Raw genomic sequence first — 18,312 nt, forward strand, 5'->3', positions numbered from 1 at the left:
TAGTTATGGGCTGCAAGGAGCAAAAGTAATGTCGAGAACATTTGATAAGATTTTTAAAGGTGGAACAGTTGTCAATCATGACGGTATTGGTCAAAGGGACATTGGCATTGTTAATGGACGCATCGCTGAAATAGGCGATCTATCAGCTTGTTCGGCTGGTGAAACGGTTGACTGCAAGGGACTTCATATTCTGCCCGGTATAATTGATAGTCAGGTGCATTTTCGTGAACCAGGTGGCGAATATAAAGAAGATCTTGAAACCGGTTCGCGTTCTGCTGTATTGGGCGGCGTAACCTCGGTTTTTGAAATGCCGAATACCAATCCATTGACAACAAGCGAGGCAGCCCTTGCCGACAAAGTGAAACGCGGCTACCACCGGATGCATTGCGACTTTGCTTTCTGGGTCGGTGGAACACATGAAAATGCCCGCGATGTGGGCGAACTTGAACGTTTACCAGGTGCTGCCGGTATAAAGGTATTTATGGGGTCATCAACGGGTAATCTGCTTGTTGCGGATGACGAAGGCGTTACAGAAATTCTGAAACACACCCGTCGTCGGGCGGCATTCCACTCGGAAGATGAAGCACGGCTTAATGAGCGCAAATATTTGCGTGTCGAAGGTGACCCAACATCCCATCCGGTCTGGCGTGACGTGGAAGCAGCACTCCGTTGCACAAAAAGGCTCGTGAAAATTGCACATAAAACCGGTGCACGCATTCACGTTCTTCATGTTTCGACAGCCGAGGAAATCGAGTTTCTCAAAGACCATAAGGATGTTGCCACTCTTGAAGCAACGCAACATCACCTGACTTTGACAGCTGATGATTATGCCCGCCTTGGTACACTCATCCAGATGAACCCGCCAATCCGTGAAAGCCGCCATCGTGCCGGTATATGGTATGGCATTAGACAAGGCATTATTGACGTTCTCGGTTCCGACCATGCACCACACACATTGGAAGAAAAACTGAAAACTTATCCGGCTTCTCCTTCCGGTATGACCGGTGTGCAGACCACAGCAGCCATTATGCTTGACCATGTCAACGCTGGCAGGCTTTCGCTGGAACGCTTTGTCGATCTTACTTCTCATGGTCCCAATCGTGTTTTCGGTATCAGCCGGAAGGGGCGCATTGCGGCCGGATATGATGCCGATCTGACAATTGTCGATTTGAAGCGTGAAGAAATTATCCGCAACGAACAAATCGGTTCCAAGGCGGGTTGGACACCTTATGACGGCAAGAAGGTCAAGGGGTGGCCGGTTGGCACGATCATTCGCGGGAAAACTGTTATGTGGCAGGGTGAAATCGTTACACCATCGACCGGCGAGCCGATCGAATTTCTGGAATGCCTACATCACACAAATTGATGCGTCAAAATGAGCATCAAAACTGTCGGTCTTGATGCCGATGATACGCTTTGGCATAACGAGAAAACATTTCGGGAGGCTGAACAATATTTTGTTCAGCTTCTTGGGAGTTGTGCCGATAAAGAAATAATTGAAAGCACACTTTTTTTGACAATTGCGCGTAACCTTGGTCTTTATGGTTACGGTTTCAAGTCATTCACACTTTCAATGATCGAAACAGCAAGCCGCGTTTATAACGAGGCTATCCCGTCTTCAAAGATGAAAGAGATAATTTCGCTTGGCCAATCCTTGATGGATAAACCGGTAAATTTGATCGGCGGCGTCGTTGAAGTGCTTGAAGCTCTCCATAAAAATTACCGTCTTCTACTGATAAGCAAAGGCGACCTCGTGGAACAAGGCCGTAAGCTCGAAAAATCGGGATTAAAAAGCTATTTTGATGCCATTGAAATTGTCAGCTATAAAGACAAAACCGTTTATGAAGAACTGTTAAAACGCAATAGAGTGAATAAGAACGAATTTGCAATGGTCGGTAATTCGTTGAAATCGGATGTTCTGCCCGCTCTCGAAGCAGGCGCATTTGCAGTCTACATACCTTACGATATTACCTGGGTTCATGAAATGGCAGATGAACCGGATGATAATGGCCGCTATTTCAAGGTCGAAAAGCTCTCCGATCTTCCTGAACTTTTAAAGACAATCAATCGGAAATCCTAAAAGCAATGATCACTAATGAATGGAACGGTGAGTTTTGTGAAATTGAAGCGCGCCATTTTAAAATAATCACTGTTCAAGTAATTGATGAAAACGACTAGTCACCGGTGATGAAAAACCGCCATTTGCCATCGGGCGTAATGCCAATTCTGAAAAAAGAATATGTGCCGATTTCTTTCATTTCTTCAAGGTCACCGGCCGTCATAATCTGGAACAACTCGACAAGCTGGGGCTTTGTAAGCTTATCAATTGGCATGGCAACGAAATAGGGCCAGACGTAAATTTCCTCGTCGTCTTCCTCGTCAAGATGCACATAACCGGAATTGAGAAGGTCAATCATGATAGCCATGGTTTCAAGGCCATCACCATCGCCGGAAAGCTTTTTGATATAATCGATCGGATCTCTGACATTATCTGAAACGGAAAGTTGCGTCGGGTCACTACTTGTGCCCAACAATGGTTTCAGATTGTTGACGTCACCACTTTTTGCCGCATCAATAATTTTTTGTCGCATCAGTTTTACTGGCGCGGGCAGTTTTTCAATGTCGTATTCCACCTTTGGCGGGGTATCATTGCTGTTTGCACTTTTGCTTTTCTTTGCTTCCGGTAATGGAATAGGGTTAGCAGCGTCATCGACTTTCGGTACGTCGGTGTGCACTTTTAAAGTGTCATCAGTTAAATCGGTTGATGCGACGTTGACAGAATTGGCAACAGGTGAATAAAGTGACAAAGCCCCCAAGAGCAAGCAAAAAACAAATGATTTCAATGAAATAAAATCCTTTATTGAATCGTTTTATGATCGCTAAGTTCACCCATTACCACTTTGTCGCGCATATGGGATAAAAAATCGAGCACCTGTTTTTCGTTACGCGCTTTTAACAAATATTTAAGCGCGGTATCAAAAGCAGCTTCGGCGAGGATTTCAGGTTCAATACCATTGGAAATACCGCCGACCCACGCTTCCGATTGAAATTCATGGGCTACATGTTTTTGTTCTTCAGCAATAATGGCCGAAAGATCAGTATTCGATTGGCTCATCAATGAACTCGTTTTATCTGTGCTGTTCAGGACGCCACATTATCATAATTTTGTTCGCTGTCAGTCTTAATAGTCAAAAAAGGTTAATTGCCGTAACGGTTCAAAAGTTCATGTGAAAGGGCTGTTCCTTCCTTGATATAACGGCGGTCAGCATCAACGGCTGCTTTTGTGCATGTATGATAATTATCTGAAAAAGCACGATAGGCATCGTTAAAAGCTGCATAGAGGCGGGCACGACGCGTTGGCGCGGGATTTTCGGCTTTGATCAGCTCTTCCATCTTGTCACGCCATAAAGGCGTTTTCTGACCGCATAGATTGCGCAAGTAATGAAGTGAACCGAGTATTTCGGCAAGCCGCAACATTTTCGCATCATATTGGGGTACCTGCTCGGCACCGGCTGGTATCGGAGTCAAAAGAAAAGCCATAATGACGAGGTTTTTCAAATACTTGTGCATGTTATCGGACTCATTTTGTTATTCAGACAAAAAGCTATCGTGATAAGGATATTTCTATAGGTCTTTTCAAAGCTTATAAGCAATGCCAAAACGTAACCGGAAATTTTGAAATGCCGGAGTTTTCGTCGATCAAGTCCTTCAGCATATATTTTGTTTTTGGTGGCTGAACCGGCTATGGTGGTCATACATTTCCTGACTTATCCAGCGAAGAAAGATTGGTCTTTTGTTGTTACGACACATATTTTTCGGTGATGGTAAGAACGTTCAGGCGATAGCAATTGCCATTTTCCGTTTGGAAAAGCCGGTTTTTTGATCGCAACAACTTTAAACTGATGAACTAAGAAGGATAGCTATGTGTGGGCGCTATGAGCTTGATGCCTCGAAAAACGAGGTTGCCAATGCTTTTGATGCTTGGATAGAAGAAGATTTCCCGAAACGCTATAATATTGCGCCGACGCAACCGATTTTGGTAATCAAGGCCCCTGAAGCCTATCGCGATACTTTGTCGAACAAACCCAAACATGATGCCTTGCTGGTACGCTGGGGGTTTATTCCGGGCTGGACGAAAAATCCTGATCAATGGCCGCTAACATTCAATATACGTTCCGAAACAGTGGCGGTGAAAAAGTCGTTTACGAATGCGCTTCGCCATCGCCGTGTCATTATTCCGGCGACAGGTTTCTATGAATGGAAAAAACAGTCTCGCGGTAGGTCACAACCTTTTTACGCTTCATTTGATGATCATTCTATCATCGGTTTTGCCGGCCTTATGGAAAACTGGAATGGTCGCGAAGGCTCGCAGATTGATACCGCTGCTATTTTGACAACAGAAGCAAAATCGCCACTTGCAGGAATCCACCACCGTATGCCTGTCATTGTCAGGCGGGAGGATATTGATAGATGGCTTGATTGCCGGAATTTTCGCCCTGCCGATGTTATGGATATTTTAAAAAATACACCAGCCGAACACCTTCATGTTTATCCTGTGTCCGATAAAATCAATAATGCTGCTTATTCAAGGAGCGATGTGAAAGAAAGGATAAATCCTGTCGAAGATTCCGGCGACAAAGCTCAACAGCAAAACAATAAGGATCAAAAACGGGGGAAAAGTCCAAAGAATATAGACCAGTTTGATCTTTTCTAAATGCGTCACTGGAATATTTAAGGATAATTAGGGTAAATGCCTTAACTGTTTTTGAATAGCTTGCCAAAGTTTTGGCCTTACCCGACAGACGAAAGACGATTGATGACCAATTTGCATTTTTATAACACGTTGACGAGAACAAAAGAGGATTTTCATCCGATAGACGCCAATAAAGTGCGCCTTTATGTTTGCGGCCCTACAGTTTATGACTATGCCCATATCGGCAATGCGCGTCCGGTCGTGGTCTTTGACGTTTTGTTCAGGTTATTGCGTCATGTCTATGGCAAAGATCATGTCATCTATGCCCGTAACATTACCGATGTGGATGACAAAATCAACGCACGCGCTGTGCGCGATTATCCGGATGTTCCGTTAAACGATGCCATCCGCATTCTGACAGATAAAACCAACAAGCAGTTTCAGGAAGACGTGGCAGCGCTTGGCTGCTTATCTCCTACAACGCAGCCCCGTGCAACAGATAATCTTGATAATATGCGCGCAATGATTGAACGTCTGATCGAGCGTGGTCATGCCTATGTCGCCGAAGATCATGTGCTGTTTTCTGTTTCCAGTATGGGAAATCATCCCCGTTATGGTGCCTTGGCACACCGATCGCTTGACGAAATGTTGGCAGGTGCCCGTGTTGATGTCGCTGCCTATAAGCGGGACGAAATGGATTTTGTTTTGTGGAAGCCCTCAAAAGAGGGGGAACCGGGTTGGACTTCTCCTGCCGGAATTAAAGTCAAAGGGCGTCCTGGTTGGCACATTGAATGTTCCGCAATGTCTATGGCAAAATTGTTGGTGCCTTTTGGTGGGGGGCTTCAATGTGATAATCCGGAAAATAATATTTTCGATATTCATGGTGGCGGAATCGATCTGGTTTTTCCCCATCATGAAAACGAGATTGCTCAAAGCTGTTCGGCCTTTGGAACAGAGCGCATGGCAAATTTGTGGATGCATAACGGTTTTCTTCAGGTCGAAGGGCAGAAAATGTCCAAAAGTCTGGGCAATTTCATCACCATTCATGATGTGTTGGAAACCAGCCTTGATGAAATTTCTTCGCAAAATGACGAAAAATTGCGCAACCAATGGGTGGGCTTGAGTGCGCGCCTTTCCATGTTGCAAACGCATTATCGCGAACCGTTAAACTGGACAGCCCAGCGCCTTGCGGAATCAAGTAGCGAACTCTATCGCTGGTATGAACTGTTGCGTCAGCAAAAAATTCGTTCATCGGATAGAACACCGGCAAGTGAGGAAGTTGTCGATGCTCTGGGAGAGGATCTCAATTGCTGGAGTGCCATCACCTATTTACGCCAATATTATAAATCGCAGGATGCTAAAGCACTCAAATCCGGCATGGAGCTCATGGGGTTGTTGCATGATGATTGGCTGGATGACGAAGACTGTTCACTGTTTAATAGACAAAGCGGAATAGATAGCGAGTATGTCGAGAGCCAAATTGCCAAACGCTTGTCATTTATCAAAGACAAAAACTGGGCTGAGGCCGATCGGATCAGAGACGAGCTTGGGAAGAAAAACATATTGCTGAGGGACGAAAAAAATCCGCAAACAGGCGAACGCGTGACACATTGGGAAATCAAACATTAATCCCGCCAGAATTCGCCACTGGCAATGATGAAGAAGGTGTAACGAATGGATTACCTTTTGGGTTATGGCTATGTGGCACTCAAACTTTTTATAGGACTTGCAGTATTTTTGCTGGTACTGAGAACAAGTGGTCGTGGAAGTCTCAGTCAAATGACGCCGACCGATTTGATCAGCAATTTTGTGATGGGCGGTATTATAGGCGGTGTCATCTATAATCCGAAAATCACTGTTATCCAGTTATTGATTGTTTTGATTATCTGGCAGCTACTCGTCATCGGTTTGAATTATCTCCGTCGTCATTCGGTATTTTTTCATAATCTTGTAGCGGGTGGTGATGTTGCATTGGTGCTTGACGGAAAATTCCAGATGGATGAAATCAAACGGCTCAATATCGATGTCAACGACTTTGCAACCATGCTTAGAATCAAGGGCTGTGCACTTCATGAAGTTGCTTTCGCGCGTCTTGAATCGAATGGAAGTCTCTCGGTTATCCGCAAGGAAGAAGGAAAAAATGCAACGCTTGTCGTCAAGAATGGCAGCATTGTTGATGGCAGTCTTGACGAAATAGGTAAAGATGAAGCCTGGCTTGAAGAGCAATTAAAGAAGAAAAAAGTTGCCATTGACGATATCTATGCCGCCGAATGGTACGAGGAAAAAAGCCGGAATGGCAGAACGCGTACTGGACTTTTTATTGTCAGAGGGACAACTTCCTGATTTTTATGAGAATCGAAAAGAGCGGGACCGTTTGACAAATGCTTATGAAAAAGCCTGTTTTGAAAGAGAGCAAGATATTTCCGGCCAATATTTCAGGCTTTTCCGCGGCACTTGGTGCTTATGTCATTTGGGGCATCTTTCCGCTTTATATGAAGGCAGTAGCTCATATTCCGGTCATGGAAGTGGTTGTTTATCGCGTTTTGTGGTCGCTTCCTATCGCACTTGGCATCATTATTGTGATCGGGCACATGCATGCCCTTCGGGATGCATTAATGCAACCGAAAATGGTGGCTATGGCGTTCCTCACATCGGCGCTGATTACGGCCAATTGGAGCATTTACATTTGGGCGATCGCTAATAACCACGCTGTTGATGCAGCGCTCGGTTATTATATAAATCCTTTGGTCAATGTCATGCTGGCACTTGTTTTTCTACATGAACGCTTGAATCCATGGCAATGGTTTTCAATTGCACTCGCTTTTGTCGCTGTTTTCATTTTGACAATAAACGCTGGTGGCCTACCTTGGGTCGCAATATTATTACCGGTGACTTTCGGATTTTATGCTTTTTTCAGGAAGTCTTTGCCCATTGGACCTACCGAAGGGTTTGCACTTGAAACATTGATTATGACCATACCGGCGCTTATTGGATGTGGATATTTTATAGCAACGGGCGAGGATTATTTCTTCCACAGTACATGGGAAGATGCGGGATTGCTCGTTTTGGCCGGTCCCTTTACTGCAATTCCGTTTATTCTGTTTGCGGTCGGTGCCAAGATGCTGAATTTGACGACATTGGGGCTCATGCAATATCTGACGCCGACATTTCTATTTTTGATCGCAATTTTTGTTTTTCACGAGCCCTTTTCGCCAGTGCAACTCTTTGCCTTTTCATTGATCTGGTTGGGCCTCATCATTTATACCGCAGCGAGCCTTTCAATGAAAAAACAAAGACAAACAAAAGAAACTATTATCGAACTTAAAAAAGTTTCTGAAAAATAAGATATATCAAGACGCTGATAGATTTTAGAAAATCCACAGACAATAAGTGTTTTCGAATCGATACGTAGAGATCGAAATCCTCTAAAGGGTTACATTCAAATCAGGCTTTAATTTTTCGAGAGAGCGGTGACAATTTTTTCTATATTGTCAATCACAAGCGGCTTAAGCCTGTGGTCGGAGTGGATGAAGCCTTGTCTTGCCATATGGTCGAGAAGAGCAATCAACGGGTTATAAAAGCCATCTATGTTTGCAAAGGCTATCGGCTTTGTATGCCGTCCAAGTTGCGCCCATGTCATGATCTCGACAATTTCTTCCAGTGTTCCAATGCCGCCGGGTAGGGCAAGGAAAGCATCGGAGCGATCGAACATCAGTCGTTTGCGCTGATGCATTGTTTCGGTAACAATGAACTCGTCAAAGAGTTCATCATTTTTATTCTTGGCTTCCTTTTTGATAAGGAAATCCGGAATAATGCCGACGACCTTTCCACCATTGCTTTTTACAGCACGGGCGACTGTGCCCATAATACCGCTCGTTCCACCACCATAAACAAGCGTAATGCCGGCTTGAGCCAGCAATTGTCCAAGCTGGTTAGCGGATTGGACATAATCAGGATTGTTCCCCGTAGAAGAACCACAATAAACACAGATAGAATTGATTTTTGTCATAGGTGATGTTTTGCCGTTTAATGAAATTCCCGTCAAGGAAAATTGGAAGATTGAGGAAAAGGATCAATTAAACGGGTTTGGTATTCCGTTTGTGTGGCAAATGGAATAGGACATAAAAAGTTTTTTATTGTGCTTTAAACAGGATTGTTCATGGCATTCTTTTTGTTGATGAAAAAATTTGCCGTAACTTTGACGCTTGCGTTTATAGCGGCGTTTGTTTTGTTTGTCGGCACTCTTCATGCTGACGAATTGAAAAATTCCGTTCAACACGAACAACTTGAAAGTCCGAGTTTCGAGAGTTTTATGTTGAATGATGAAAACTATGCAGTCATCGTCGGCAAGGCTCCCGCAAATGCCAAAGTCGAACTTATCGACGGAGCACGAAAACTTAGCGAGACAAATGCAGATGAAAAAGGCAGCTTTACACTGACATTGGAAAAAATCCTCGGTAAAGGACAATATCATTTTGTCTTGAGGGCAACAGATCAGTCAGGAAAATCATTCACGTCGCTTGAAACAGTAACGGTCATTATTTCCCATAAGGGCGAAAACGGGATGACCGCTTTTATGAATGATCCGGCAGGCCCCTCGCGCTTTATTTCCGGGGCGCCAGCCATTATCAAGATAGGTAAAAAAACCGATAAAAATTTTGATGTAACCAGAATAACTTATAAAAACAGTATTTTGACAATTAGCGGGCAGGCTGAAAAGGATATGCAAGTCATTGCAACGCTTGGAAATATGCGCCTTGGAAGTGACAAGATTAATGATAGGGGAAGTTTTTCACTTTCCCGCTTTGTGTCGCTCTTTTCGGGTGACCATGTTTTTCGTGTTGATCTATTTAATGACAGTGGCGAAAATGTCGGTTCGTTAGCCATACCTTTTCGTATCGACGAGCGTTATCGTCCGGTCAATCAGCTTTATCGTGACGGCAAACCAGTAAAAACCGTTACTGTTGAAAAGGGGGATAGTTTATCGTCTATTGCTGAAAAATTTTACGGTTCGAGCCGCTATAGAGAAGCAATATACTCGGCTAATTCGGACGCTTTAAAAAATCGTGACCATGTCACAATCGGTCAGGAATTGATTTTGCCCGAGATAGACAACCTGCAAAAATCGAAAGCAACAACTGCTCAGACTGATTTGAAAGAAAAATGACAAAACCAAACAGAGCAAAAACCGTTTCGGCCGATTCCGGAAATACATTTCGTACTATCCTCAATCTTTGGCCTTATATGTGGCCATCCGATAGGCCGGACCTGAAGCTGCGCGTTTTATGGGCAGTTCTCTATCTCGTTTTGTCTAAACTGGTTTTGATTTCGGTTCCGTATTTTTTCAAATATGCCACGAATGCTTTAAATGTCGATTATACACCACCTTCCTGGCTGCCAGCAATCTTTGCTGCACCGTTTATGATGGTTCTTGCCTATAATGTGGCACGAATTTTACAGGCTGGCTTAAACCAGTTACGTGACGCTTTGTTTGCGACGGTCGGTCAGCATGCTGTCAGGAGATTGGCCTACCAGACTTTCGTTCACATGCATGAACTGTCTTTGCGGTTTCATCTTGAAAGGCGAACCGGCGGTTTATCACGTGTGATAGAACGCGGGACAAAAGGTATAGAAGCGATTGTCCGCTTTTCAATATTGAATACAGCGCCGACCGTTCTGGAGTTCGCTCTCACTGCGCTGGTGGTCTATATCAGTTACGGTTGGCATTATATGAGCGTTGTCGCAATTACAGTCGGCCTCTATACATGGTTTACGATCAAGGCAAGCAATTGGCGCATTTCAATTCGCCGTCAGATGAATGAGTCCGATACCGAAGCAAATACGAGGGCAATCGACTCGCTTTTAAATTACGAGACGGTGAAATATTTCGGTAATGAAGACCTTGAGGCAAAACGCTTTGACAGCTCCATGGCGGGCTATGAAAAGGCAGCCATAAAAACCTGGATTTCATTGGGGTGGCTGAATTTCGGTCAGGCAGTCATATTCGGCGCCGGCATGGCAGTGATGATGTTGATGTCGGCATATGAAGTCATGCATGGCACGCAAACGCTTGGAGATTTTGTTTTCATCAATGCACTGCTTATGCAACTTTCAATACCGCTCAATTTTATCGGTTCGATTTATCGCGAAGTGCGCCAAGGTTTGACAGATATTGAAGCGATGTTTGATCTTCTGGATGTCAAACAGGAAGTGACTGATGCACCCGATGCAAAACCTCTCATCGTCAAAGAAGGCGAAATTCGCTTCAATCATGTCGAATTTTCTTACGATACAAACCGGCAAATCCTAAAAGATATAGATTTTTCAGTACCGGCCGGAAAAACCGTTGCCATAGTCGGCCCTTCAGGGGCGGGAAAATCGACAATTTCTCGGCTATTATTCCGCTTTTATGACGTCCAAAAAGGTTCGATTACGATTGATGGACAGGATATCCGTTCTGTTACCCAGAAAAGTTTGCGTCATGCAATCGGCATGGTGCCACAGGATACAGTGCTTTTTAATGATACAATCGCCTATAATATTCGCTATGGCCGTCCGGATGCATCGGATGAAGAAGTAAAAAAAGCGGCTGAAATGGCGCAAATAGGGGATTTTATCGCACAATTGCCAGATGGCTATCAGTCCATGGTCGGAGAACGCGGATTAAAGCTTTCAGGGGGCGAAAAACAACGTGTTGCTATTGCCCGTACGATTCTCAAAGCTCCACCGATCCTGATACTTGATGAGGCAACATCCGCACTTGATACGGCAACGGAACTTGAAATCCAGTATGCACTTGATGTTGTGAGCCGCGGACGCACGACTTTGGTTGTCGCTCACAGGCTTTCCACAATCATCGGTGCGGATGAAATTCTGGTGTTAAAAGGTGGACAGATTATCGAACGCGGCAAACATGATGAATTGCTCGCCAAAGATGGCCTTTATGCTTCAATGTGGCACAAACAGCTTGAAGCTTCCAAGGCAGAAGAACAATTGCGCAAAATTCGAGAGGAAGATGAATTGGGCATTGTCTCCCATCATTGACAACTATCTTGCAGACAACGATGAAACAAACTATCGCTTTTTTCACATTGATTGGATAAATAGGAACCGGCTTCGTGTTGAACGGGTGGGTACGGTGTAAGATAAATGGGGTATACACGTATGAGCATTGTGAGATCGGTTCGTAACGGTTTTGCGCCCATCCATAAGGAAGGGTACCCGTTTATCGTCGGCTTCTTCATTGTGTCTCTTGTGCTCGGCTGGATATGGGATCCGCTTTTCTGGTTCGGTCTGGTTCTCACTATCTGGTGCATCTATTTTTTCCGCGATCCGGAACGGGTCACACCGATTGATATGAACCTCGTTATGAGTCCTGCTGATGGCCGCATTTCGTTTGTCGGTATGTTTATGCCGCCAAAGGAACTTGGCTTGGGCAACGAAGAAATGATGCGTGTATCGGTGTTCATGGACATATTTTCTTGCCACATCAACCGCATTCCGATGGATGGCGTCGTAAAATCGATTGTCTACCGTCCAGGAAAGTTCGGCAATGCGGAACTCGACAAGGCAAGCGATCATAACGAGAGAAACAGCCTTGTCATTGAAACAGCCCATGGCGATATCGGCGTTGTACAAGTGGCTGGTCTTGTTGCCCGTCGCATAGTATGCTGGTCGAAAGAAAATGAACCTGTGGTCGCAGGCAAACGGTTCGGTCTTATCCGCTTTGGCTCCAGACTTGATGTTTATCTGCCTGCTCATGTAAAATTACGGGTAGCAATCGGGCAGAAGGCTATTGCCGGTGAAACTGTTTTTGCTTCATTTGACAAAAGTGCGACCATAACAGACTTTAGACTGGATTAGATTTTAATGGAGAGTTCTTCGCCTTTTTCTTCTTTTGACCCCGAGGGACACAAAAATGATGATATGAAGCCTCGCCGGTCAATTTCGATACGCTTTGTTCTTCCCAACGTCATAACGATTCTGGCGATATGCGCAGGTGTAAGCAGTATACGTCTGGCGTTTGAACACCGTTTTGAAACGGCGATTTTAATGGTTTTGCTTGCTGCTGTACTTGATGGTGTCGATGGGCGGTTGGCGCGTCTTATGGGCGGTGGTTCGTCATTCGGGGCACAGATGGACTCCTTGGCCGATGTGGTAAACTTCGGTGTCGCGCCGGCATTGATTGTCTATTCTTTTCTTCTCAATCAGGCTCATCAGGTAGGCTGGATAGCGGCACTTGTTTACTGCATAGCCTGTTGTTTGCGGCTTGCCCGTTTCAATGTCATGATTGATAACAAGCATATTCCGCGCTGGCAGAGAGAGTATTTTGTCGGTGTACCCGCTCCTGCCGGAGCGTTGTTGGTATTGCTACCGATATATCTTGGCTGCCTCGGTCTTGAACCGGGCGCCGGCTGGGCTTTGGTTTTCAGCCTTTATACGGTTGTTATCGCTTTTCTTCTCATTAGCCGTCTGCCTGTTTGGAACGGTAAAACAGTCGGTCAGCAATTGCGCCGCGATGTCGTTATACCCGGTATGCTTGTTGTTGTGATCTATGTCGGCTTTCTTGCTACTTACACGTGGCAGGTACTACTCGTTACGGCAATCGGCTATATGGTATTTTTGCCATTCAGCTTGATCGCCTATCAAAAACGTTCGGTTCGAGAAGCTGCAAAAATAACAGACGGTGTCGAAATGCCGGATGAAAACGAACAGGAAGACAAAGATTAGACTTCTGAGTCTCTTGCTGCCTGAAAACAGGCGTAAAAATTCTTGAGTCTCCGTGCTCTAATTGAAATCTCGGCGGAGTAAGCCGGATTTCGAGAACCAGAATGAAAAGTCGTTCTTCAAACCTGAAGCGCTTGCTGATATCTTAAAGCGCTTTCCAGAATTTTGTGGCCCTTTCAGTCGTCAAAGTTCATGTGAGCGTGTCTCTATCTGTTCGGCATGACTTCTATTGTCATAAATAAAATGCCTTGGAAATCTATGCCCTAGTTCAAGAATTTCGGGACCTAAATCAAATAAAGCGGCGCCGTTTCAGCGATAGATCATGTGCCACTGACACCGAAAATATTGAACGGTCTGCACCAGAAAAACGTGCAGACCGTTTTTTTAAGATAATCCTTCAGAAAAACCGCACGTCATTTTACTGCGCAGTACGGTTTTCCTAGTCGGGAACATGATAGATAAGAAAACGATTTTTACGGGCATCGAAAAACCGGCCCGTCTCTTCAAGATCGGGGGAAGCGAGCTGAACAATCTTGGCCGCAATTTCCTCGGCAGATGGCAATGTGTTCGGATCCTCTCCAGGCATGGCTTGCGCACGCATAGCGGTGCGTGTTGCACCCGGACTTGCCATATTCACTTTAACAGAGGTGTTCTTCAACTCGTCAGCCCAACAGCGCCCCAACACTTCAAAAGCAGCTTTTGAAGCCGCATAAGGCCCCCAAAAAGCTCTTGGTTTATGCACAACGCCGGAAGAAAAAAGAATTGCGCGCGCACAATCCGACTTTTTTAAAAGCGGTTCGACAGCACGGATCAGGCGCCACTGGCTGATAACGTTGATTTCAAACACATCTTCAAATGTCTTGGCTTCAACATGAGCAACCGGCGAAATGGAGCCCAAAACACCGGCATTGGCAACCAGAATATCAAGTTTATGCCAGCGTTCGTTAATCTCGTTTCCCAATCTGTCGATGGCTTCCATATCATGAAGATCAAGTGGCACCAATGTTGCAGTGGACCCTGCTTTGACGATTTTGTCATCAAGTTCCTCCAAGCCGCCGATAGTACGGGCAACGGCAATGATGTGAGCACCGCGTTTGGCAAGTTCCAGCGCGAGATGGTAACCGATACCCCGTGAAGCACCGGTTACGAGGGCGACGCGCCCTTTAAGGTCGAATGAGAGCATATTTTCCATCATCCCCCGCAATTCAACACAGAGAGCTTATGAACATTATCGGCATTTTCTTCATCAACCAGCCGTGTCGGATAATCGCCGGTGAAATAATGGTCGGTAAATTGGGGATCGGCATTATTCCTGACCTCACCTCCAACGGCCATATAAAGTCCGTCGAGAGACAAAAATTGTAACGAGTCTGCACCAATAAATTCACACATGGATTTCAAATCAGGAAATTGATTGGCTAGAAGTTTTGATGCTTCAGGAGTATCAATGCCGTAAAAATCGGGATAAAAGATCATTGGACTTGCGACGCGTATATGGACTTCTTTGGCTCCAGCTTCACGTAGCATCTGTACGATTTTGATTGACGTTGTGCCGCGAACAATCGAGTCGTCAATCAGGATAACGCGTTTTCCTTCAATAACCGGGCGATTTGCCGAGTGTTTAAGTTTAACGCCGAAGGCGCGGATTTGTTGTGTCGGTTCGATGAATGTCCGGCCGACATAATGGTTACGAATAATACCAAGTTCGAATGGAATGCCGCTTTGTTGAGCGTAACCGAGTGCCGCCGGTGTGCCTCCGTCGGGAACAGGGACAACGACATCGCCATCACAAGGGGCTTCTTTGGCGAGATAAATTCCCATATTTTTGCGTGCATTGTAGACGCTACGTCCGCCCATGATTGAATCCGGACGGGCAAAATAGACATATTCGAAAAGGCAAAGTTTTTCCGGTTTTTTATCTTTTGGCTTGATCGTTTTGATTGTGACTTCTCCGTCTTTTTGGAGCTGACAGATAATAACCTCGCCATTTTCGACGTCACGGATATATTTGGCGCCGATAATATCAAGCGCGCAGGTTTCCGAGCAGAATATAGGTTTGCCATCAAGTTCACCCATGACGAGCGGCCGGATGCCGACGGGGTCGCGAGCAGCAATAAGCTTTGAACGGGTCATCGCAATCATTGCAAAGCCACCCTCGATCTGGCGAATGGCATCGACAAAACGTTCGGATGATTTTGCATGACGCGAGCGAGCAATGAGATGAAGGACAACTTCCGAATCTGATGTCGATTGGCAAATTGCACCTGATGCAATGAGCTGGCGGCGTATTGTGAGCCCGTTGGTAAGGTTGCCATTATGGGCAATGGCAATGCCGCCCACTTCAAGTTCGGCAAAGAGAGGCTGGACATTGCGCAACGCCGTTTCACCCGTTGTCGAATAACGTGTGTGACCGATCGCACGGTTACCAGGAAGATTGGCCAAGGTTTGCGGGTTGGTGTAATGGTCGCCAACAAGCCCCATATGCTTTTCCTGATGGAAAACGTGTCCATCATAAGAAACGATGCCGGCTGCTTCCTGTCCACGATGTTGCAAGGCATGGAGGCCAAGTGCTGTTAATGTCGCCGCATCGTCATGTCCGAGAATTCCGAAGACACCACATTCTTCATGTAACGTGTCATCATCGGAATAAAAATCCGGCTCACCTAAGACCTCATTCATCATTTCGACCATCCTGTTGAGATATAAATATACTCTTTATCAAATCACCCAATATAGGCAAAAATGGGTGGCATTATGCCACCCATTTAAATTCAGTCACCCGGTTGAGCCGGACTATCGCCAACACCGCTATCGGTATTGGACGGTTCATCTTTTTTCAGAACGCTCGAGGCTTTGTCAAAAACCCAATCCGGATCTTTGGGTAACAATTCCCAAATCTGGTTGCTCAAAGAATCAAGCATCGGTTTGGTTTTTGCGTCCTTGAGCCAGGGCGCCTGATCTTCCGGTTTGATTAGCTGGTTAACAAGCAACATGGCGATAACCATGATAAAAATTCCGCGCACAACACCGAAGATAAATCCCACTGTGCGATCGAGCGCACCAATTCGGCTATCTATAATCACGTCGGCAATTTTCATTGTGATGATTGAAACAATGATGAAAACAACAACAAAGATGATTGCCAGACTGGCAATGAGTGCAATGGTCTTATTGGAAAGATAGGATTCCACAAAGGGCAGGAGGTTCTTATAAAGAAGCACAGCCGCAATAGCCGCAATGACCCATGATGCCAACGATAACACTTCCCGCGAAAAGCCACGCACCATGGCCAGAAAGGCAGAAAAGAGGATTACTACAATAACCAGGCCATCAAGGGCTGTCATGAACATCAGGCTTGTCCTTAAGTTCGCTTCAATCGGCAAAATATAATGACAGTTTCGTCAATTATGTCTTCAATGCCAGTTTGCAAAACCAATATCAATATTTCCTGCACTTTAAAAGTATTAAGCCAGCCTTTTGTCCACAAACTCAATTCTGTGTTGAAGGCGAAGGCCGCCTTTTTCCGGAAGCAATTGCTGCAACAAGTTCAGGCAAGTCTGCAAAGCTTCTCTGCCTGAAAGACGGCGATTTGATGGTTTCGGTTGTGCCTGATGGCAGAATTGCACCTTTAAATCCGAGTTTGTCTGCTTCTTTCAATCTTTGACCGGAATGGGCAACCGCACGCACCGCTCCCGATAGACTGACTTCACCGAAAAAAACATAATTCGGCGGCAGCGCAATTCCGGCAAGGGAAGAAACAAGCGCTGCTGCTACTGCAACATCGGCTGCAGGCTCCGAAATGCGATATCCGCCAGCAACGTTGAGATAAACATCATGCTGCCCGAAACGCACGCCGCAATGGGCTTCAAGAACCGCGAGAATCATAGAAAGCCGGTTGCTATCCCATCCAACCACGGCCCGTCTTGGTGTCCCGAGCGAAGTCGGTGCAACGAGTGCCTGTATTTCAACAAGGACAGGACGTGTCCCTTCCATGCCCGCGAAAACCGCTGCACCGGGCGCATTGCTATTGCGTTCACCCAGAAATAACTCGGAAGGATTGTTAACTTCTCTCAATCCATGATCCGACATTTCAAAAACACCGATCTCATCTGTCGGACCGAAGCGATTTTTCACAGTTCTTAAAATTCTATACTGGTGTCCGCCTTCACCCTCAAAATAAAGCACGCCGTCGACCATATGTTCGACAACACGAGGGCCGGCGATTTGTCCATCTTTTGTGACATGACCAACCAGTACAACGGCGGCGCCCGTTTTCTTGGCAAAACGTATCATCGCCTGTGCTCCGGTTCTCACCTGTGTGACTGTTCCGGGAGAAGAATCGACCGCTTCAGACCAAAGTGTCTGTATGGAATCGATAATGACCAGATCAGGCTTTTTTGCATTTGTAAGCGTTGCGAGAATATCTTCGACATTGGTTTCGGCAGCAAGCTCGACAGCCGAATTGGCAGCCCCTAAACGTTGCGCACGCAAACGGATTTGAGCAACTGCTTCTTCGCCGGAAACATATATAACGTGATAACCTTGGTGCGAAAGCGCTGCTGCGGCCTGCGTCAAAAGTGTCGATTTTCCGATGCCCGGATCACCACCCACAAGCAGTGCCGACCCCCTCACAAAGCCACCGCCAGTAACACGATCAAGTTCGGCAATTCCCGATTTTATCCGTGGAGCATCTTCAATAGCTCCCGAAAGCGATGTAAGGGCGACAACACGCCCCTTACGGCTGCTTTTGGCGGGTCCGCCGCCAATGCCACCGCTGGTTCCTTCTTCGACAATGGTGTTCCATTCGCCGCATGCATCGCATTTTCCGGCCCATTGAGAATAGACTGTGCCGCAATTTTGACAGACAAACTGGGTGCGTATTTTTGCCATTA

18 protein-coding genes are annotated in these 18,312 nt (G+C 45.8%); 10 read left to right on the top strand and 8 right to left on the bottom strand.

The annotated features are described in order from the left end of the window. Positions 1-28: 28 nt before the first annotated feature. Both H3V14_RS07350 and H3V14_RS07355 read left to right on the top strand, forming a co-directional pair. Entirely contained in the window at positions 29-1,366 is a 1,338-nt protein-coding gene (locus tag H3V14_RS07350) for a dihydroorotase (RefSeq protein ID WP_198227657.1), read from the top strand. 9 nt (positions 1,367-1,375) lie between these two features. Next, positions 1,376-2,080 (top strand): HAD family hydrolase, encoded by a 705-nt coding sequence (locus tag H3V14_RS07355; protein ID WP_198227659.1) that lies wholly within the window; start codon positions 1,376-1,378, stop codon positions 2,078-2,080. A 94-nt stretch (positions 2,081-2,174) separates the two neighbouring features. Here H3V14_RS07355 and H3V14_RS07360 read toward each other — a convergent pair whose 3' ends face one another. The 3 genes from H3V14_RS07360 to H3V14_RS07370 form a co-directional block, all read right to left on the bottom strand. After that, a complete protein-coding gene (locus tag H3V14_RS07360) occupies positions 2,175-2,843 on the bottom strand; it encodes a hypothetical protein (protein WP_198213124.1) in 669 nt (222 codons plus the stop codon). Positions 2,844-2,857: 14 nt separating this feature from the next. After that, positions 2,858-3,115, bottom strand: coding sequence for a hypothetical protein (locus H3V14_RS07365; protein ID WP_075870065.1), 258 nt, complete (start codon positions 3,113-3,115; stop codon positions 2,858-2,860). A gap of 83 nt (positions 3,116-3,198) precedes the next feature. Continuing rightward, positions 3,199-3,570, bottom strand: coding sequence for a TIGR02301 family protein (locus tag H3V14_RS07370; RefSeq protein ID WP_198227661.1), 372 nt, complete (start codon positions 3,568-3,570; stop codon positions 3,199-3,201). A 352-nt stretch (positions 3,571-3,922) separates the two neighbouring features. Here H3V14_RS07370 and H3V14_RS07375 point away from each other — a divergent pair, with 352 nt between their 5' ends. From H3V14_RS07375 to rarD, 4 genes are all read left to right on the top strand, one after another. After that, entirely contained in the window at positions 3,923-4,714 is a 792-nt protein-coding gene (locus tag H3V14_RS07375) for an SOS response-associated peptidase (protein ID WP_198227663.1), read from the top strand. A gap of 102 nt (positions 4,715-4,816) precedes the next feature. Beyond that, positions 4,817-6,322: a cysteine--tRNA ligase gene (gene cysS, locus H3V14_RS07380; RefSeq protein WP_198227665.1), complete on the top strand. Its 1,506-nt coding sequence runs from the start codon at positions 4,817-4,819 to the stop codon at positions 6,320-6,322. A 45-nt stretch (positions 6,323-6,367) separates the two neighbouring features. After that, on the top strand, positions 6,368-7,036 hold the full coding sequence (locus H3V14_RS07385) for a DUF421 domain-containing protein (protein WP_075870061.1): 669 nt from the start codon (positions 6,368-6,370) through the stop codon (positions 7,034-7,036). Between the two features lie 38 nt (positions 7,037-7,074). Beyond that, complete coding sequence (gene rarD / locus H3V14_RS07390) at positions 7,075-8,037, top strand: EamA family transporter RarD (RefSeq protein WP_371809449.1); 963 nt, start codon at positions 7,075-7,077, stop codon at positions 8,035-8,037. Positions 8,038-8,144: 107 nt separating this feature from the next. On the opposite strand, the gene H3V14_RS07395 is transcribed toward rarD, so the two are convergent. Continuing rightward, entirely contained in the window at positions 8,145-8,702 is a 558-nt protein-coding gene (locus H3V14_RS07395; protein ID WP_198227669.1) for a TIGR00730 family Rossman fold protein, read from the bottom strand. A 150-nt stretch (positions 8,703-8,852) separates the two neighbouring features. On the opposite strand from H3V14_RS07395, the gene H3V14_RS07400 reads away from it, so the two are divergent. The 4 genes from H3V14_RS07400 (at position 8,853) to pssA (ending at position 13,423) form a co-directional block, all read left to right on the top strand. After that, positions 8,853-9,860, top strand: coding sequence for a LysM peptidoglycan-binding domain-containing protein (locus H3V14_RS07400; RefSeq protein WP_198227671.1), 1,008 nt, complete (start codon positions 8,853-8,855; stop codon positions 9,858-9,860). Beyond that, positions 9,857-11,737: an ABC transporter ATP-binding protein/permease gene (locus H3V14_RS07405; protein WP_198227673.1), complete on the top strand. Its 1,881-nt coding sequence runs from the start codon at positions 9,857-9,859 to the stop codon at positions 11,735-11,737. The genes H3V14_RS07400 and H3V14_RS07405 overlap by 4 nt, the downstream gene beginning before the upstream one ends. Before the next feature lie 120 nt (positions 11,738-11,857). Beyond that, entirely contained in the window at positions 11,858-12,556 is a 699-nt protein-coding gene (locus tag H3V14_RS07410; RefSeq protein WP_198227864.1) for a phosphatidylserine decarboxylase, read from the top strand. Between the two features lie 6 nt (positions 12,557-12,562). After that, positions 12,563-13,423 carry a CDP-diacylglycerol--serine O-phosphatidyltransferase gene (gene pssA, locus H3V14_RS07415; RefSeq protein ID WP_198227675.1) on the top strand — a complete coding sequence of 287 codons (861 nt, stop codon included), beginning with the start codon at positions 12,563-12,565 and terminating at the stop codon, positions 13,421-13,423. Positions 13,424-13,859: 436 nt separating this feature from the next. Here pssA and H3V14_RS07420 read toward each other — a convergent pair whose 3' ends face one another. From H3V14_RS07420 to radA, 4 genes are all read right to left on the bottom strand, one after another. Further along, complete coding sequence (locus H3V14_RS07420; protein ID WP_075915877.1) at positions 13,860-14,612, bottom strand: SDR family NAD(P)-dependent oxidoreductase; 753 nt, start codon at positions 14,610-14,612, stop codon at positions 13,860-13,862. Further along, positions 14,612-16,102: an amidophosphoribosyltransferase gene (gene purF, locus H3V14_RS07425; RefSeq protein WP_198213106.1), complete on the bottom strand. Its 1,491-nt coding sequence runs from the start codon at positions 16,100-16,102 to the stop codon at positions 14,612-14,614. The genes H3V14_RS07420 and purF overlap by 1 nt, the downstream gene beginning before the upstream one ends. An 89-nt stretch (positions 16,103-16,191) precedes the next feature. Continuing rightward, positions 16,192-16,770 (bottom strand): CvpA family protein, encoded by a 579-nt coding sequence (locus H3V14_RS07430; protein ID WP_075870054.1) that lies wholly within the window; start codon positions 16,768-16,770, stop codon positions 16,192-16,194. A 139-nt stretch (positions 16,771-16,909) separates the two neighbouring features. Then, positions 16,910-18,310 (bottom strand): DNA repair protein RadA, encoded by a 1,401-nt coding sequence (gene radA / locus H3V14_RS07435; RefSeq protein ID WP_198227677.1) that lies wholly within the window; start codon positions 18,308-18,310, stop codon positions 16,910-16,912. Positions 18,311-18,312: the final 2 nt, after the last annotated feature.

The organism is Bartonella sp. W8151 (assembly GCF_016100385.1).
GTDB classification, from domain to species: Bacteria; Pseudomonadota; Alphaproteobacteria; order Rhizobiales; family Rhizobiaceae; genus Bartonella; species Bartonella apis.

Coding starts and splice junctions, on each gene's coding strand:
- rarD (WP_371809449.1), top strand. CDS start 7,075: ATGCTTATGAAAAAGCCTGTTTTGAAAGAGAGCAAGATATTTCCGGCC.
- H3V14_RS07355 (WP_198227659.1), top strand. CDS start 1,376: ATGAGCATCAAAACTGTCGGTCTTGATGCCGATGATACGCTTTGGCAT.
- H3V14_RS07420 (WP_075915877.1), bottom strand. CDS start 14,612: ATGGAAAATATGCTCTCATTCGACCTTAAAGGGCGCGTCGCCCTCGTA.
- H3V14_RS07395 (WP_198227669.1), bottom strand. CDS start 8,702: ATGACAAAAATCAATTCTATCTGTGTTTATTGTGGTTCTTCTACGGGG.
- H3V14_RS07400 (WP_198227671.1), top strand. CDS start 8,853: ATGGCATTCTTTTTGTTGATGAAAAAATTTGCCGTAACTTTGACGCTT.
- purF (WP_198213106.1), bottom strand. CDS start 16,102: ATGATGAATGAGGTCTTAGGTGAGCCGGATTTTTATTCCGATGATGAC.
- H3V14_RS07375 (WP_198227663.1), top strand. CDS start 3,923: ATGTGTGGGCGCTATGAGCTTGATGCCTCGAAAAACGAGGTTGCCAAT.
- H3V14_RS07370 (WP_198227661.1), bottom strand. CDS start 3,570: ATGCACAAGTATTTGAAAAACCTCGTCATTATGGCTTTTCTTTTGACT.
- H3V14_RS07405 (WP_198227673.1), top strand. CDS start 9,857: ATGACAAAACCAAACAGAGCAAAAACCGTTTCGGCCGATTCCGGAAAT.
- H3V14_RS07365 (WP_075870065.1), bottom strand. CDS start 3,115: ATGAGCCAATCGAATACTGATCTTTCGGCCATTATTGCTGAAGAACAA.
- cysS (WP_198227665.1), top strand. CDS start 4,817: ATGACCAATTTGCATTTTTATAACACGTTGACGAGAACAAAAGAGGAT.
- radA (WP_198227677.1), bottom strand. CDS start 18,310: ATGGCAAAAATACGCACCCAGTTTGTCTGTCAAAATTGCGGCACAGTC.
- H3V14_RS07350 (WP_198227657.1), top strand. CDS start 29: ATGTCGAGAACATTTGATAAGATTTTTAAAGGTGGAACAGTTGTCAAT.
- pssA (WP_198227675.1), top strand. CDS start 12,563: ATGGAGAGTTCTTCGCCTTTTTCTTCTTTTGACCCCGAGGGACACAAA.
- H3V14_RS07385 (WP_075870061.1), top strand. CDS start 6,368: ATGGATTACCTTTTGGGTTATGGCTATGTGGCACTCAAACTTTTTATA.
- H3V14_RS07430 (WP_075870054.1), bottom strand. CDS start 16,770: ATGTTCATGACAGCCCTTGATGGCCTGGTTATTGTAGTAATCCTCTTT.
- H3V14_RS07410 (WP_198227864.1), top strand. CDS start 11,858: ATGAGCATTGTGAGATCGGTTCGTAACGGTTTTGCGCCCATCCATAAG.